The organism is Kitasatospora sp. NPDC088783 (assembly GCF_044750705.1).
GTDB lineage: Bacteria > Actinomycetota > Actinomycetes > Streptomycetales > Streptomycetaceae > Kitasatospora > Kitasatospora fiedleri.
The window spans coordinates 562,482-576,784 of the sequence record NZ_JBIVKJ010000003.1 but is presented as its reverse complement, the minus strand read 5'-3'; the positions used below and the strand labels follow the sequence as shown (position 1 = coordinate 576,784).

Sequence of the window (14,303 nt, the reverse complement as noted above, 5' to 3'; positions counted from 1 at the left end):
TCCACTCCGTTCCGTGCACTGACACGAGCCTGACACGCCCCGAGGCCGCCGCATGTCCACCCCGCTCCTGCTCCAGGCCCTGGCCGCGCTCGGTGCGGCCGCCCCGGCCGCCGCCGGCGTCCTCGCGCTGCGCCGGCGGCGGGACCGGGCCGAGCGGGGCGGTCGGGAGGCGGAACTCCTGGCGAAGATCGCGGAACTGGCGGCGGAACGCGACGAACTGGTCCGCACCGCCTCCTGCGACCCGCTGACCGGGGTGTGGAACTACCGGCACCTCCAGCTCACCCTGGACCGCGAGATCGAACGGGCCCGCCGGGCCGAGGCCACCGCGATCGACCCCCGGCCGCTGGCGGTGCTGATGATCGAGGTCGCCGGGTTCGAGGCGGTGGTCGCCGAGCACGGCCGGGCCCGCGCCAACGCGATGCTCCGGGACCTCGCCCAGCGCCTGGCGATGGAGATCCGCGGCTGCGACACCCTGGGCCGCTACGGCGGCGAGGAGTTCCTGGCGCTGCTGCCCGACACCGGCCCGGAGGGCGCCGCCCAGGTCGCCGAGCGGCTGTGCTGGTCGGTGCGCCGCCACCGGCTGACCGACCGTCACCCCGGCGAGAGCGCCGACCCGGGCGAGCGCAGCGGCCTGACCGCCTCCGTCGGCCTGGCCGTGCTGCCCCGGGACGGCGCGCACTCCGCCGTCCTGCTGCGGGCCGCCGACCGCGCGCTGGCCGCCGCGCGCGCCGCGGGCGGCGACCGCTGGCGCTCCACCGAGCAGCTCCCGCCCGAGCCGGCCGGTCCGGACGCTTCACCGGCGCCCGGTAAGGTGTCTTCCGGCCCCGGCGGGGGACCCCTCGCCCCGCATGCGACCACCGTCGGCCCGGGCCCGACCGGTGACAGGCCCTAACCAACGTTTCACGCCGCTCCCAGCAGGGTGGGACGCCCGCCTCAGTAAGGTCGACGCATGACGAACAAGCACGCCCGCCAGCCGGTCACCAAGGCAGTCGTCCCGGCCGCCGGCCTCGGTACCAGGTTCCTCCCCGCCACCAAGGCCACGCCCAAGGAGATGCTCCCGGTCGTCGACAAGCCGGCCATCCAGTACGTCGTCGAGGAGGCCTCCGCCGCGGGCCTGTCCGACATACTGATGGTCACCGGTCGCAACAAGCGTGCTCTGGAAGACCACTTCGACCGCGCCTACGAGCTGGAGGAGCTGCTCAGCCGCAAGGGCGACCAGGAGCGGCTGCGCCGGGTGCAGGAGTCCGTGCAGCTCGCCAGCATGCACTACGTCCGCCAGGGCGACCCCAAGGGCCTCGGCCACGCCGTCTCGGTCGCCGAACAGCACGTCGCGGGCCAGCCGTTCGCCGTCCTGCTGGGCGACGACCTGATCGACCCGCGCGACCCGCTGCTGTCCCGGATGATCGAGGTGCAGCAGGAACTCGGCGGCTCCGTCGTCGCGTTGATGGAGGTCGACCCCGCGCAGATCCACCTGTACGGCTGCGCCGCCGTCAAGGCCAACGGCTTCGGCGAGGACGTCTTCCAGGTCACCGACCTGGTCGAGAAGCCCGACACCGCCGACGCCCCCTCCAACTACGCCGTGATCGGCCGCTACGTCCTCGACCCGGCGGTCTTCGACGTGCTGCGCGAGACCCCGCCCGGCCGCGGCGGCGAGATCCAGCTGACCGACGCGCTGCGCGAACTGGCCACCCGCGACGAGTCCGCCGGCGGGCCGGTGCACGGCGTGCTGTTCAAGGGCCGCCGCTACGACACCGGCGACCGCGCCGACTACCTGCGGGCGATCGTCCGGCTGGCCGCCGAGCGCGAGGACCTCGGCCCCGAGTTCCGCAGCTGGCTGCGGCAGTTCGTGGCCACCGAGATGCAGGGCTGACCCGCGCGGGGCCGACCCACCACGAAGACCGGCGTAGAAGGCGGTAGAAGGCGAGCGTGAGGCGATGACCGGGAAGCACGACCCCTGCTGCGCGGAGGCCGGCTCCCCGGCCGCGCCGCGGCTGTGGACCGTCGACGAGCACCTCGCCGACGTCCTGGCCGCGGTCGCCCCGCTGCCGCCCATCGAACTGCAACTGCTGGACGCCCAGGGCTGCCGGCTCGCCGAGGACGTGCGGGCCGACGACGACCTGCCGCCCTTCGACAACAGCTCGATGGACGGCTATGCGCTGCGCACCGCCGACACCGTGCGCGCCACCGGGCAGTACCCGTCGGTGCTCGCCGTGGTCGGCGACATCGCGGCGGGCGCCGCCGAACTGCCCAGGGTCGGCCCCGGCCAGGCCGCCCGGATCATGACCGGCGCGCCCGTCCCGCCCGGCGCCGAGGCCGTCGCCCCGGTCGAGTGGACCGACGGCGGCACCGGCACCGGGCAGGCCGCCGACGCGATGGGCGCGCCCGTCGCGGACGAGGAGGTCCGGGTGCTGCGCCCGGTCGCCGAGGGCGCGCACATCCGCCGCCGGGGCAGCGACGTCACCGCGGGCGACACCGTGCTGGAGGCCGGCACCGTGCTCGGCCCCACCCAGCTCGGCCTGCTCGCCGCGGTCGGCCGCGGCACCGTCCGGGTCGCACCCCGCCCCCGGGTGGTCGTGCTCTCCACCGGCACCGAACTCGTCCAGCCCGGCGAGAGCGCCGGCCCGGGCCGGATCCACGACTCCAACTCCTTCACCCTGACCGCCGCCGCGATCGCCGCCGGCGCCGTCGCCTACCGGGTCGGCGGCGTCCCCGACGAGCCGGCCGTGCTGCGCGCCGTGCTGGAGGACCAGCTCGGCCGGGCCGACCTGATCGTCACCAGCGGCGGCGTCTCGGTCGGCGCGTACGACGTGGTCAAGGAGGTGTTCGCGGACTACGGCGGCGTCGACTTCCGCAGGTTGCGGATGCAGCCCGGCAAGCCGCAGGGCTTCGGCCGGATCGGCGGGGGCGCCGGGGTGCCGCTGCTCGCGCTGCCCGGCAACCCGGTCAGCGCCTACATCTCCTTCGAGCTGTTCGTCCGCCCGGTCATCCGCACCATGCTCGGCGCCCCCGACGTGCACCGCCCCGTGGTGCGCGCCGCGACCACCGCCGCGCTGCGCTCCCCGGCCGGGCGGCGGCAGTTCCTGCGCGGCCGGTACGACCCGGCGGCGGGCACCGTCGGCCCGGTCGGCGGCGAGGGATCGCACCTGGTCGGGGCGCTGGCGAAGGCCGACTGCCTGATCACCGTCCCCGAGGACGTCACCGCGCTGCCCGCCGGAAGCGCCGTCGACGTGGTCCTTCTCACGGACTGACCGGGACGGGGCTGTACGGTAGCGCGAGATTCGCACCGTGCCACTGGAGCCACTCGTGACCGACACACCCCCCGGCGACCGCCTCACGCACGTCGACCACACCGGCGCCGCCCGGATGGTCGACGTCTCCGCGAAGGCCGCCACCACCCGGGTCGCGGTGGCGGCCGGCCGCGTCCGGGTCTCCCCCCGGGTGGTGGAACTGCTGCGCGGCGAGGGCGTCCCCAAGGGCGACGCCCTCGCGGTGGCCCGGATCGCCGGGATCATGGGCGCCAAGAGGACGCCCGAGCTGATCCCGCTCTGCCACCCGATCGCGCTCACCGGCACCACCGTCGACCTCGCCGTCACCGACACCGCCGTCGAGATCACCGCCACCGTCCGCACCGCCGACCGCACCGGCGTCGAGATGGAGGCGCTCACCGCCGTCGCCACCGCCGCGCTCACCGTCATCGACATGGTCAAGGCCGTCGACAAGGCCGCCGCCATCGAGGACGTCCGGGTGCTCAGCAAGACCGGCGGCAAGAGCGGCGACTGGCACCGGGAGGACGCCAAGTGAGGGCGCTCGCCGTCACCGTCTCCAACCGGGCCTCGGCCGGCGTGTACGAGGACAGGGGCGGCCCGCTGCTGGTCGCCGGACTGCGCGCGATGGGCTTCACCGCCGACGGGCCGGTCGTCGTCCCGGACGGGGAGCCGGTCGAGGCCGCCCTGCGCGAGGCCGTCGCCGCCGGGTACGACGTGGTGCTCACCACCGGCGGCACCGGCATCTCCCCGCAGGACCTCACGCCCGAGATGACCGCCCGGGTGCTCGACCGGCCGATCCCCGGCATCCCCGAGGCGATCCGCGCGCACGGCCGGGACAAGGTGCCCACCGCGGCGCTCTCCCGCGGCCTGGCGGGCCTGGCCGGACGCACCCTGATCGTCAACCTGCCCGGCTCCACCGGCGGCGTCCGCGACGGCCTGGCCGTGCTCGCCCCGCTGCTGCCGCACGCCGTCGACCAGCTGGCCGGCGGCGACCACCCGCGACCCGCCGATCCCTCCGGGAGCGCCCACTGAACGCCGGCTGGCCCGTCGAACTGGCCGAAGGGGACATCCTGCTGCGGCCCATCCGCCGCCGCGACCAGGCCGAGTGGCAGGAGGTCAGCCGGCGCAACCGGGACTGGCTGCGCCGCTGGGAGGCCACCGTCCCGCCCGCCCCGCCCGGCCGGGCCCCGCTGCCCCGGCCCACCTACCGGCAGATGGTCCGCTACCTGCGGTCCGAGGCCGCGGCGGGCCGGATGCTGCCCTTCGTCCTGCTCCACCAGGGCCGCCTGGTCGGCCAGTTGACGGTCGGCGGGATCACCTGGGGCTCGATGTGCTCCGCCAACGTCGGCTACTGGGTGGACGAGGCGGTCGCCGGACGCGGCATCGTGCCCACCGCCGTCGCGCTCGCCGTCGACCACTGCTTCCGCGACCTGGGCCTGCACCGGGTCGAGGTCTGCATCCGCCCGGAGAACCGGCCCAGCCGCCGGGTGGTGGAGAAGCTCGGCTTCCGCGAGGAGGGGGTGCGCCCGCGCTACCTGCACATCGACGGCGACTGGCGCGACCACCTGGTGTACGCGCTCACCGCCGAGGAGGCCGCCGACGGGCTGCTGCGGCGCTGGTACGCCCTCAGGAACCGGCCGCCGCAGGATAATTGAATACTTGTTCGAAATTGATATCGATATGGCATCGGGGCCGGGGCGAGCCGTCACAAATACCGGCAAAATAGTCTGAGAATCAGCTTGATCACACGACACGCCGCGCCAAATTGCTGCAGTGCCTTCGCCCGCGCCCGTACCGTGTGAAACGTGAGCAGTAGCGGCCTTATCTACGCGGTCATCGTAGGGGCCTGGGCTGCCTATCTGGTGCCGATGTGGCTCCGCAGGCAGGACGAGCTCAACGAGTCGCGTCCGACGGAACGCTTCAGTACCGCGATCCGCCTGCTGGCCGGTCGATCGGCCATGGAGCGGCGCGCGGCCCGAGTCCTCGGCGACCAGACCGCCGACCAGCAGCACCCCGCCGGGCAGGACCCGGATGGGGCCCTCGCCGATCCCGCCCCCGCCTCCGCCTCCGGGCGCGAGTCCGGCCCCGCGCCCGATCCCGCCGACGTGCCCACCCGGGCCGCCGGGCCGGGCGCCGGGCCCGCGGTCGAACCGGCCGCCGAACCGGCCGCCGAACCGGCGGCCGAGCCGCTCGCGGCGGCGAAGCCCGCCGAGGGCCGCGCCGAGCGGGAACGCGAGCGGGAGCGCGAGCACGGCGACCGGCGCTCCGCCGAGCGGCGGGCCCTGCTGCTCGCCCGGCGGCGGCGGATGGTCACCATGCTGTTCCTGGCCTTCGCGCTGGGCGCCGTGGTCGCCGGGGTGGCCGGCTTCGCCTTCCTCTGGGTGCCCGCCGTCCCCGGCGTGCTGCTCACCCTCTACATCGGCCACCTGCGCCGACTGGAGCGGCAGCGCTACGAGGTCAAGTTCGACCGCGGCCGGGCCGCGCAGGCCGCCGAGCGGCTGCGCGAGCGCGAACGCGAGCGGACCGCCCGCCCGGCCGCCGCCCCCGCCGCGGACCGCCCCGCGCCCGCCGCCGAAGCGGCCGCCACCGCGGACCCGAGCACCACCCGGGCCACCGTCCTGGCCGAGGCCACCGAGCACGAGGAGTGGGCCGACGGCGTCCGCTCCCGGGCCGCCGCCGGACCGGACTCCTGGGAACCCGTCCCCGTCCCCCTCCCCACCTACGTCACCGCCCCCGTGGCCCCCCGCACCACCCGCGGCCTCGACCTCTCCGCCCCCAACACCTGGGACTCCGGCCGCCCGGCCACCCCGCTCTACGACCAGTACGGCGGCGACCCCGCCCAGCCCCCCGCCGCCACCGCGGACTGGGCCACCCGTCCCCGCGCCGCCAACGAGTAGCCACCCCGCCCGCCCCCGCCCCGGCCGCAACGCTCCCCCCGCGCCGGGGCGTTCGCGTCCCCCCGCCACCCCGCCGCCGGACCGCGTCGACCATGGTCACGGGGACCTCCGCGGAGGTGATAGAGTTCTTTCTTGTTGGGGCTGTGGCGCAGTCCGGTAGCGCACCTCGTTCGCATCGAGGGGGTCAGGGGTTCGAATCCCCTCAGCTCCACCCCATGGCAAAGGCCCTCCCGGGTAATCCGGGAGGGCCTTTGCGCATTTCGGAGCGGTGCGGCGATGCGGCGGTATGGCGGTGCGTCAGGGCCGCCGGGATGCGCGGCGGTGGAATTCCCGGCCCGCCTCCGGGGTCGTGGTCCGGGCCGATCGGGGTGGTGCCGTGGTCGCTCTCGGTGGCGGTGGGCGGTTGCTATGGTCGTGCCTGACGGCGGCGTCCAGGATTCGACGGAGATGGGGTGAGGATGTGGGCGACGACACCCCCCGCGTGACTCCGGTGGTCAGCACGCCGCTGTACCAGGTGAAGGCCGAGTTCTTCAAGACGCTCGGGCACCCGGTCCGGATCCGGGTCCTGGAGCTGCTCAGCGTGCGCGAGCACGCGGTGGCCGAGCTGCTGCCCGAGACCGGGGTGGAGGCGGCGCACCTGTCGCAGCAGCTCGCCGTGCTGCGCCGGGCCAACCTGGTGGTCGCCCGGCGGGAGGGCAGCACCGTGCACTACAGCCTCACCAGTCCGCGGGTGGCCGAACTGCTCGCGGTGGCCCGGGAGATCCTGGGCGGCGTGATCACCGGGCAGGCCGAGCTGCTGGACGGCCTGCGCGCGCCCACCGGGACGAGCGGCCGGGGCTGAGGCGCGCCCCTTCGCGGTGCACTCCGGGGCCGTCCTGCGCCCTCCGGTATGCCAAAACTGTGATTTGCGAAATTCGTAAAGTCAATACATGATGCCTGCTGTGGGACCGGCAGCCGGTACGCCCCAATCGGGCCGGGCCGGGGCGGCCGAAGGAGGGCGACGGTGACCGGGAGCTTCGACGGGGAACTGCGCGAACAACTCGTCCGGGCCAGGCACTCCGAGGCCGAGGCGCGCGCCGACGGGGACGAGGACGGTGCGCTGGCCTACGCCGGGCGGGCCGCCGAACTGCTGCGGCTCGCCGGGCAGCACGGGATCGAACTCCCGCCGGACGCCCCGGCGGACCGGCCGTGACCACCGTCCGGCACCGCCTCGCGGCGGTGCTGCCCAGCCGGCGGACCCTCGCCGCCATGGGCCGCTCCCCGCGCCGGGACCTGCTGGCCGGGCTGACCGTCGCCGTCGTCGCGCTGCCGCTCGCGCTCGGCTTCGGCATCTCCTCCGGCGCGGGCGCCGAGGCCGGGCTGGCCACCGCCGTGGTGGCGGGCGCGCTGGCGGCGGTGTTCGGCGGGTCGAACCTCCAGGTGTCCGGGCCGACCGGCGCGATGACGGTGGTGCTGGTGCCGATCGTCCACCGCTACGGCGTGGACGGGGTGCTGACGGTCGGTCTGCTGGCCGGGGCGGTGCTGTTGGCGCTGGCGCTGGCCCGGGCCGGGCGCTGGATGGCGTACGTGCCGGTGCCGGTGGTGGAGGGCTTCACGGTCGGCATCGCCGGGGTGATCGCGCTCCAGCAGGTGCCCGGCGCGCTCGGCGTCCCCGAGCCGGGCGGCGACAACCCGGCGGTGGTCGCGGCCCGGGCGGCCGGCGCCTTCCTCGGCACCCCGCACTGGGCGGCGCTCGGCCTGGCGCTGGGGGTGGCCGCCGTGATGCTGGTCGGCTCCCGGCTGCGGCCCGCCGTCCCGTTCTCGCTGCTCGCGGTGGTCGCGGCCACCCTGCTGGCCCGGTTCGCGGACCTGCCGGTGGAGAGCATCGGCCACCTGCCCGCCGGGCTCCCGACCCCCTCGCTCGGCTTCTTCGAGGCCGCGGACGTGCCCGCGCTGCTGCCCCCGGCACTCGCGGTGGCGGCGCTCGCCGCGCTGGAGTCGCTGATGTCGGCGACCGCCGCGGACGCCATGGGCGCGGGCGAACGGCACGACAGCGACCGGGAGTTGTTCGGCCAGGGCCTGGCCAACCTGGCGGCCCCGCTGTTCGGCGGGGTGGCCGCGACCGGGGCGATCGCCCGGACCGCCGTCAACGTCCGCTCCGGCGCGGCCTCCCGGCTGGCGTCGCTGGTGCACGCCGCGGTGCTCGCGGTGATCGTGTTCGCCGCCGCGCCGCTGGTGTCCGGCATCCCCCTGGCGGCCCTGGCCGGCGTGCTGATCGCCACCGCGGTGCGGATGGTCGAGACCGGCTCGCTGCGGGCGCTGGCCCGCAGCGGGCGCGGCGCGACGGCGGTGCTGGTGCTGACCGCCGTCGCGACCCTGGCGTTCGACCTGGTGACGGCTGTGGTGGTGGGCCTGCTGCTGTCCGGGGCGCTGGCGCTGGCCGAGGTGGCCCGGGCGGCCCGGGTCGAACAGGTCCCGCTGCACGAGGAACCGCCGACCGCCGGCCACCGCGAGGAGGAACGGGCGCTGCCCGCCGAGCACGTCGTTGCCTATCGGATCGACGGCCCGCTGCTGTTCGCCGCCGCGCACCGCTTCCTGCCGCAACTCACCGGCGCGGACCGGGTACGGGTCGCGATCCTGCGGATGTCGCGGGTCAGCGCGATCGACGCCAGCGGCGCGGTCGTCCTGGGCGACGCGATCGCCGCCCTCGAACGGCGCGGCACCCTGGTGCTGCTCTCCGGCCTGCGCGCGGAACACCACCGCCCGCTGGCCGCGCTCGGCGTGCTGGACCGGCTGCGCGACCAGGGCCGGGTGTTCGGCACCACCCCCGAGGCGATCGCCTGCGCCCGGCGGCACCTGGCCGGGGCGGAGCTGCCGACGGGCGCGGGTACGGGGGCGGCGGGTTGACGGCCGACGAACGCCGCCGCCCCGGCCCCCACTCGATCCGCCCGCCCGCCCGTACCAGCCCGTACCCGCCCGTACCCGCCCGTTCGAGCCCACCGGAGCAGCCATGAGCGACGCCGTCCGCGACGAGCGGAGCAGGCGTCGGGGGATGATCGTCCGCGCCCTGATCCACGTCGCCGGCACCCACCTGTTCGCCGGGTTCGTGATCCTGCTGTTCGCCGTCGGCGGCCGCCACTGAGGGCGGGGGCTACCGGAGCCGCGGCGGAGCCTCGCCCAGCAGTTCCCCGTCCGGGCCGCGGACCTCGATCCGCAGGCCGAACTCCGCGTGCAGCGCGGCCGCCTGCTCCGGGGTGGCCAGCAGGTAGTGGTCGTCGTCGTGGCGGCGCACGCCCGGGAGGAGGTGGAAGACCCGGGGGTCGCCGCCGCCCGGGGCGAGGTCGTCGATGCCCTCCGCGACGGCGGCCAGGTCGAGGTAGTCGTCCGACTCCTGGTCGATCGGCCAGCACTTCGGCACGCCGTTGACCTTGAAGCGCAGGTCCCGGAGGGAGTCCTCGTCGCCGACCAGCTCCACGTCGGTGACGGTCACCGCGCCGCCGGACAGCCGCCCGGCCGTCCGGAAGATCGCGCGGTAGGCGTCCTCCGCGAAGTCCACGTCGTCGCTGTGGGCCTGGACCACCGCCTCGCAGAGGGCCGCCACCGCGATCAGGTCCCGTTCCCGCCGCTCCGGCGGGAACTCTGGCCAGTCGGCGGCGTACTCGATCGTCTCGTCCGCCAGCGCGCGGGTGGTCAGACCGAACTCGTACAACCGCTCGGCCATCCGCTGGTAGCTGTTCATCCCCGTGTCCTCCATGCCGGGAGTCTGACAGGACGTCACGACAGCCCGGGGCGGGGAGGTGTCCGCCCGCGGGTGCGGGCGCTGCGGCACCCCGGGCGGGAGGACGGGGTCAGGGCTTCAGGACGGTCAGGCGGACGGTGGTGGCGTCGCCGTCGGGAGTCGTGACGGCGGTACCGGCGGGGGACGGGCCGAAGGTGAGGACCTGGTGGGCGAGGCCGGGCGGGAAGTCCCAGTCGACGTGGTCGCGGCGGCGCAGGACGTCGGTGTCGTGCAGGGCGGTGTCCGGGTCGGTGGTGACGGCGGTGGCGCGCAGAGCGGCGAGGTAGGCGGTGGCGGTGGCGGGCGGGGCGGTGAAGCGCAGGAAGAGGACGTCCGGGCCGGCGGCCGAGTTGTCGTCGCTGTAGTAGCGGACCTCGGTGGCGCCCCCGGGGAGGGTGACGTCGTAGTAGCGCAGCAGGGTGGGCAGGTTGCGCGGGCCGCCGAGGTTGGCGCAGTCGTACTGCCGGTAGGCGCGGGCGTCGTGCGGGTGCAGCGGCCAGCAGCCGCCCCAGGCCCGGCGGGCGCCGACCAGGCCGCCGCCCAGGACGAGCAGCGCGATCAGCACCCAGGTCAGCGGCCTGCGGTGCCAGGCGCGGACAGCGGACATCCCTACCCCCCGGTGTTCCGCCCGCTCCCCGTGCGCCGTCGTTCGTCGTCGGGCCCGGCCGGGCGGCAGTTCCCGGGGATCATAGTCGGCTCGAACACCCGGCCGACGCACGGCCGACGCACGGCCGGCGGACGGTCGACGCACGGCCGGCGGTCGGCCGGCGCCGCTCAGTCCCGCAGCAGCAGCCGCAGCCGGGGCGTCAGCAGCGGGCGCAGCAGCCGGGTGACCGGCGGGGTGCACAGCAGCAGGGCCAGCGCGGCGGCGGCGAGGGTCAGGGCCGCCTGCCCGGCCGCCGAGGTGAGGAGGCCCCCGCGGTAGCCGCCCGCGCGGACCAGGGCCAGCTGGACGAAGGGGTGCACCAGGAACGCCGCCGTGCTGGCCGCGCCGAGCCCGCTGTACCAGCCGGCCCGGACCGGCACCAGGGCCAGGAACAGCACGCCCAGGACCGCCCCCGCGAGGTTGACCGCCAGCGACAGCGCCAGCCAGCGGGGCAGGCCCGCGTGCAGGCCCGCCGCGCCGGCGCTCCGGTAGAACCAGGCCGCGTCCAGCCGCGGCACCAGCCAGTACGCGAGCAGCGCCGCCGCCGCGAACACCGGGGGCGCGGCGGCCCGCAGCCGCCGGTTGCCGCGCAGTGCGAGCACCCGGTCGCGGTCCAGGGTCAGCCCGGCGACGAAGAACGGCAGCAGTTGCAGGGTCCGTCCGATCGACAGCTGCGGGGTCAGCGGCAGCGCCCCCGCCAGCAGCGAGACGGCGACGGCGGTGGTCAGCGGGGCCCGCAGCCGGTGCCAGAGCGGGGCGCTCAGCCGCCACAGGAACAGCGACAGCAGGAACCAGGTCACCCAGACCGGGGTGAGCAGGTCCAGCGCGAACCGCCCCCCGTCCAGCCACGCCGTGTACGCCCCCAGCAGGGTGGTCCACAGCAGGTACGGGACCAGCACGCCGCTCAGCAGCCGGCCGAGCTGGTCCGGGCGGGCGGTGAAGGAGCGGGAGAACCAGCCGGACACGAACACGAACACCGGCATGTGGAACGCGTACACCAGCAGGTACGCGGCGTGCAGCACCCGGTGCCCCGGCACCCGCGCCAGCGGCTCCCAGAAGTGCCCGCAGACCACCAGCACCGTCGCCAGCAGCTTCACGTGGTCGAAGAACGGTTCGCGCCCGCGGGGAGCCGCGGGCCCGTCGGGGCCGGGTCGGGCGAGCGGGGGATCGGCGAGCACGGGTTCCCACAGGTCGGAAGGGGGCACGGACCGACAGGACTCTACGGGGTGCCACGGAACGGGGACCGCGCGGGCACCGCGCTGGTACCGCGCGGGGCGCCCGGGGCCGGGGAGGCGCCCGGGACCGGGGAGGCGGCCGACCCCGCCGCGGGGGTCGGACGGCGCCGTCCGTCACGGCGGCGCGCCCGGGTGTCACTCGTACGGGTGGATTGCGGAATCCGGGTGGCCCAGCGGGGTACCGGTGACCGCGGGCCCGCGGGCTCGTTAGGCAGCGTGCCGGTCTCCGTCGACGGCACACCATCAGACGCACACCTAGGGGCGGGACCCAGTGGCTCAGCCGTTCGAACTGCCGGACTTCTACGTGCCGTATCCGGCCAGGATCAACCCGCACTACGAGCAGGCGCGGGTCCACACCAAGGAGTGGGCGCGCCGCTTCGGCATGCTGGAGGGCTCGGGCATCTGGGAGGAGCACGACCTCGACTCGCACGACTACGCGCTGCTCTGCTCCTACACCCACCCCGACTGCGACAGCGGGGCGCTGGACCTCGTCACCGACTGGTACACCTGGGTGTTCTTCTTCGACGACCACTTCCTGGAGACCTTCAAGCGCACCCTGGACCGCGAGGGCGGCAAGGCGTACCTGGACCGGCTGCCCGCCTTCATGCCGATGGACCTCGCGGACGGCTACCCGGAGGCGACCAACCCGGTCGAGGCCGGCCTGGCCGACCTGTGGCAGCGGACCGTCCCGCACATGTCGGCGGACTGGCGGGCCCGGTTCGCCGAGTCGACCAGGAACCTGCTGAACGAGTCGCTCTGGGAGCTGTCGAACATCAACGAGGGCCGGGTCTCCAACCCGGTCGAGTACATCGAGATGCGCCGCAAGGTCGGCGGCGCGCCCTGGTCGGCCGGGCTGGTCGAGTACGCGGCGGGGGCCGAGGTGCCCGAGGCGGTGGCGTACTCCCGCCCGCTGCGCGTCCTGCGGGACGCCTTCTCGGACGGCGTGCACCTGCGCAACGACCTGTTCTCGTACGAGCGCGAGATCGGCGAGGAGGGCGAGCTGTCCAACGGCGTCCTGGTGCTGGAGACCTTCCTCGGCTGCTCCACCCAGGAGGCCGCGGACGCGGTCAACGACCTGCTGACCTCCCGGCTCCAGCAGTTCGAGAACACCGCGCTCACCGAACTCGCCCCGCTCTTCGCCGAGCACGCGCTGAGCCCGGAGGAGGTCGCCCGCGTCCTGGCCTACGTCAAGGGCATGCAGGACTGGCAGTCCGGCGGCCACGAGTGGCACATGCGCTCCAGCCGCTACATGAACGGCGGCGGCGCGGCCGCCCCGGTGCTCGGCCCCCGGGGCCTGGGCACCTCGGCGGCCAACATCCGCCTCGCGGCGGGCATCCGCGGCCTGCGCAGCTTCGCCCACGCCCCGCACCGCACGTCCGGGCCGTCCCTGCTGCCCGACTTCCCGATGCCGTACCCGCTCAGCCTCAACCCGCACCTGGACGCCTCCCGCGAGTACGTGGTCGGCTGGGCCCGCGAGTTCGGCCTGCTCGACCCGGAGCCCGGCGTCCCGGCCTCCGACATCTGGGACGAACGCAAGCTCCGCGACTACGACTTCGCGCTGTGCGCCGCCGGCATCGACCCCGACGGCACCCCCGCCGAGCTCGACCTCTCCTCCGCCTGGCTGACCTGGGGCACCTACGCCGACGACTACTACCCCGTCGTCTTCGGCCGCCCGCGCGACCTGGCCGGCGCGAAGGCCGCCAACGAGCGGCTGTACGCGCTGATGACGCTCGACGGCAGCCTCCCGTTCCCCCCGCGCAACGCGCTGGAGGCCGGCCTGGCCGACCTCTGGCAGCGCACCAGCGCCCCGTTCTCGCAGAGCGCCCGGGCCAAGTTCCGCAAGGCCGTCGGGGACATGATCGACAGCTGGCTCTGGGAGCTGGCCAACGGCGCGCAGAACCGCGTCCCCGACCCGGTCGACTACATCGAGATGCGCCGCGCCACCTTCGGCTCCGACCTGACGATGAGCCTGTCCCGGCTCGGCCGCGGCGAGGTGATCCCCGAGGAGGTGTACGCCAGCGGCACCATGCGCGCGATCGAGAACTCCGCGGCGGACTACGCCTGCCTGGTCAACGACCTGCACTCGTACCAGAAGGAGGTCGAGTACGAGGGCGAGTTCCACAACCTGGTCCGGGTGGTGGAGAACTTCTTCTCCTGCGACTACCCCGTCGCGGTCGACATCGTGGCCGACCTGATGACCTCCCGGCTGAGCCAGTTCGCGCACGTGGTCAAGGGCGAACTCCCGATCCTCAAGCAGGACTTCGCGATCGAGGGCGAGGCCGCGCAGGCCCTCGACGGGTACGTCCGCGAGCTGGAGGACTGGATGGCCGCCGTCCTGCACTGGCACCGCGCGTGCGACCGCTACGCCGAGGACGTGCTGCGGCGGCACTTCGCCCCGAAGGCGGCCGTCCCGGCCGACCTGGGGACGTCGGCGATGCGCATCCTGGAGACCATCGGCCGGTAGGGCGCGGGCGGCGCCAGGGGCGCGGGGAACCGCGCGAG

Annotated in this window: 15 protein-coding genes and 1 tRNA gene; 13 read left to right on the top strand and 3 right to left on the bottom strand. The window is 75.2% G+C overall.

What is annotated here, in order from left to right; translation table 11 throughout:
* Positions 1-52 precede the first annotated feature (52 nt).
* The 12 genes from ACIP60_RS11095 to ACIP60_RS11040 all read left to right on the top strand — a co-directional run bounded on the left by ACIP60_RS11095 (position 53) and on the right by ACIP60_RS11040 (position 9,284).
* Entirely contained in the window at positions 53-892 is an 840-nt protein-coding gene (locus tag ACIP60_RS11095; protein WP_400682296.1) for a GGDEF domain-containing protein, read from the top strand.
* Positions 893-949: 57 nt separating this feature from the next.
* Positions 950-1,870: a UTP--glucose-1-phosphate uridylyltransferase GalU gene (galU, locus tag ACIP60_RS11090; RefSeq protein WP_100836655.1), complete on the top strand. Its 921-nt coding sequence runs from the start codon at positions 950-952 to the stop codon at positions 1,868-1,870.
* A gap of 64 nt (positions 1,871-1,934) precedes the next feature.
* On the top strand, positions 1,935-3,248 hold the full coding sequence (gene glp, locus ACIP60_RS11085) for a gephyrin-like molybdotransferase Glp (RefSeq protein ID WP_400682295.1): 1,314 nt from the start codon (positions 1,935-1,937) through the stop codon (positions 3,246-3,248).
* Between the two features lie 115 nt (positions 3,249-3,363).
* Positions 3,364-3,801 carry a cyclic pyranopterin monophosphate synthase MoaC gene (gene moaC, locus ACIP60_RS11080; protein ID WP_233533806.1) on the top strand — a complete coding sequence of 146 codons (438 nt, stop codon included), beginning with the start codon at positions 3,364-3,366 and terminating at the stop codon, positions 3,799-3,801.
* The gene (locus ACIP60_RS11075; protein ID WP_400682293.1) at positions 3,798-4,298 is read left to right on the top strand and encodes a molybdenum cofactor biosynthesis protein B; all 501 of its coding nucleotides are present in this window, start codon (positions 3,798-3,800) and stop codon (positions 4,296-4,298) included. The genes moaC and ACIP60_RS11075 overlap by 4 nt, the downstream gene beginning before the upstream one ends.
* On the top strand, positions 4,295-4,921 hold the full coding sequence (locus ACIP60_RS11070) for a GNAT family N-acetyltransferase (RefSeq protein WP_400682695.1): 627 nt from the start codon (positions 4,295-4,297) through the stop codon (positions 4,919-4,921). The genes ACIP60_RS11075 and ACIP60_RS11070 overlap by 4 nt, the downstream gene beginning before the upstream one ends.
* A 150-nt stretch (positions 4,922-5,071) precedes the next feature.
* Positions 5,072-6,163, top strand: a complete 1,092-nt coding sequence (gene glpR, locus ACIP60_RS11065; protein WP_400682291.1) for a gephyrin-like molybdotransferase receptor GlpR — start codon at positions 5,072-5,074, stop codon at positions 6,161-6,163.
* 137 nt (positions 6,164-6,300) lie between these two features.
* Positions 6,301-6,374, top strand: a tRNA-Ala gene (locus tag ACIP60_RS11060).
* 270 nt (positions 6,375-6,644) lie between these two features.
* On the top strand, positions 6,645-7,004 hold the full coding sequence (locus ACIP60_RS11055) for an ArsR/SmtB family transcription factor (protein ID WP_400682290.1): 360 nt from the start codon (positions 6,645-6,647) through the stop codon (positions 7,002-7,004).
* Positions 7,005-7,166: 162 nt separating this feature from the next.
* On the top strand, positions 7,167-7,355 hold the full coding sequence (locus ACIP60_RS11050; protein ID WP_400682288.1) for a hypothetical protein: 189 nt from the start codon (positions 7,167-7,169) through the stop codon (positions 7,353-7,355).
* 56 nt (positions 7,356-7,411) lie between these two features.
* Positions 7,412-9,049 (top strand): SulP family inorganic anion transporter, encoded by a 1,638-nt coding sequence (locus tag ACIP60_RS11045; RefSeq protein WP_400682692.1) that lies wholly within the window; start codon positions 7,412-7,414, stop codon positions 9,047-9,049.
* 103 nt (positions 9,050-9,152) lie between these two features.
* Positions 9,153-9,284, top strand: a complete 132-nt coding sequence (locus ACIP60_RS11040; RefSeq protein ID WP_400682286.1) for a DUF6126 family protein — start codon at positions 9,153-9,155, stop codon at positions 9,282-9,284.
* Between the two features lie 9 nt (positions 9,285-9,293).
* Here ACIP60_RS11040 and ACIP60_RS11035 read toward each other — a convergent pair whose 3' ends face one another.
* The 3 genes from ACIP60_RS11035 to ACIP60_RS11025 all read right to left on the bottom strand — a co-directional run bounded on the left by ACIP60_RS11035 (position 9,294) and on the right by ACIP60_RS11025 (position 11,771).
* A complete protein-coding gene (locus ACIP60_RS11035) occupies positions 9,294-9,896 on the bottom strand; it encodes a hypothetical protein (protein WP_400682284.1) in 603 nt (200 codons plus the stop codon).
* Positions 9,897-9,990: 94 nt separating this feature from the next.
* Entirely contained in the window at positions 9,991-10,527 is a 537-nt protein-coding gene (locus tag ACIP60_RS11030) for a hypothetical protein (protein ID WP_400682282.1), read from the bottom strand.
* Positions 10,528-10,694: 167 nt separating this feature from the next.
* Complete coding sequence (locus tag ACIP60_RS11025) at positions 10,695-11,771, bottom strand: acyltransferase family protein (protein WP_400682281.1); 1,077 nt, start codon at positions 11,769-11,771, stop codon at positions 10,695-10,697.
* Positions 11,772-12,072: 301 nt separating this feature from the next.
* On the opposite strand from ACIP60_RS11025, the gene ACIP60_RS11020 reads away from it, so the two are divergent.
* Positions 12,073-14,265: a germacradienol/geosmin synthase gene (locus tag ACIP60_RS11020; protein WP_400682279.1), complete on the top strand. Its 2,193-nt coding sequence runs from the start codon at positions 12,073-12,075 to the stop codon at positions 14,263-14,265.
* The last annotated feature ends 38 nt before the right edge of the window (positions 14,266-14,303 follow it).

Bases quoted from the DNA above. Each gene is read 5' to 3' on its own strand.
- ACIP60_RS11045 (WP_400682692.1), top strand. From the start codon at position 7,412: ATGGGCCGCTCCCCGCGCCGGGACCTGCTGGCCGGGCTGACCGTCGCC.
- ACIP60_RS11040 (WP_400682286.1), top strand. From the start codon at position 9,153: ATGAGCGACGCCGTCCGCGACGAGCGGAGCAGGCGTCGGGGGATGATC.
- ACIP60_RS11030 (WP_400682282.1), bottom strand. From the start codon at position 10,527: ATGTCCGCTGTCCGCGCCTGGCACCGCAGGCCGCTGACCTGGGTGCTG.
- ACIP60_RS11035 (WP_400682284.1), bottom strand. From the start codon at position 9,896: ATGGAGGACACGGGGATGAACAGCTACCAGCGGATGGCCGAGCGGTTG.
- ACIP60_RS11095 (WP_400682296.1), top strand. From the start codon at position 53: ATGTCCACCCCGCTCCTGCTCCAGGCCCTGGCCGCGCTCGGTGCGGCC.
- moaC (WP_233533806.1), top strand. From the start codon at position 3,364: ATGGTCGACGTCTCCGCGAAGGCCGCCACCACCCGGGTCGCGGTGGCG.
- glp (WP_400682295.1), top strand. From the start codon at position 1,935: ATGACCGGGAAGCACGACCCCTGCTGCGCGGAGGCCGGCTCCCCGGCC.
- galU (WP_100836655.1), top strand. From the start codon at position 950: ATGACGAACAAGCACGCCCGCCAGCCGGTCACCAAGGCAGTCGTCCCG.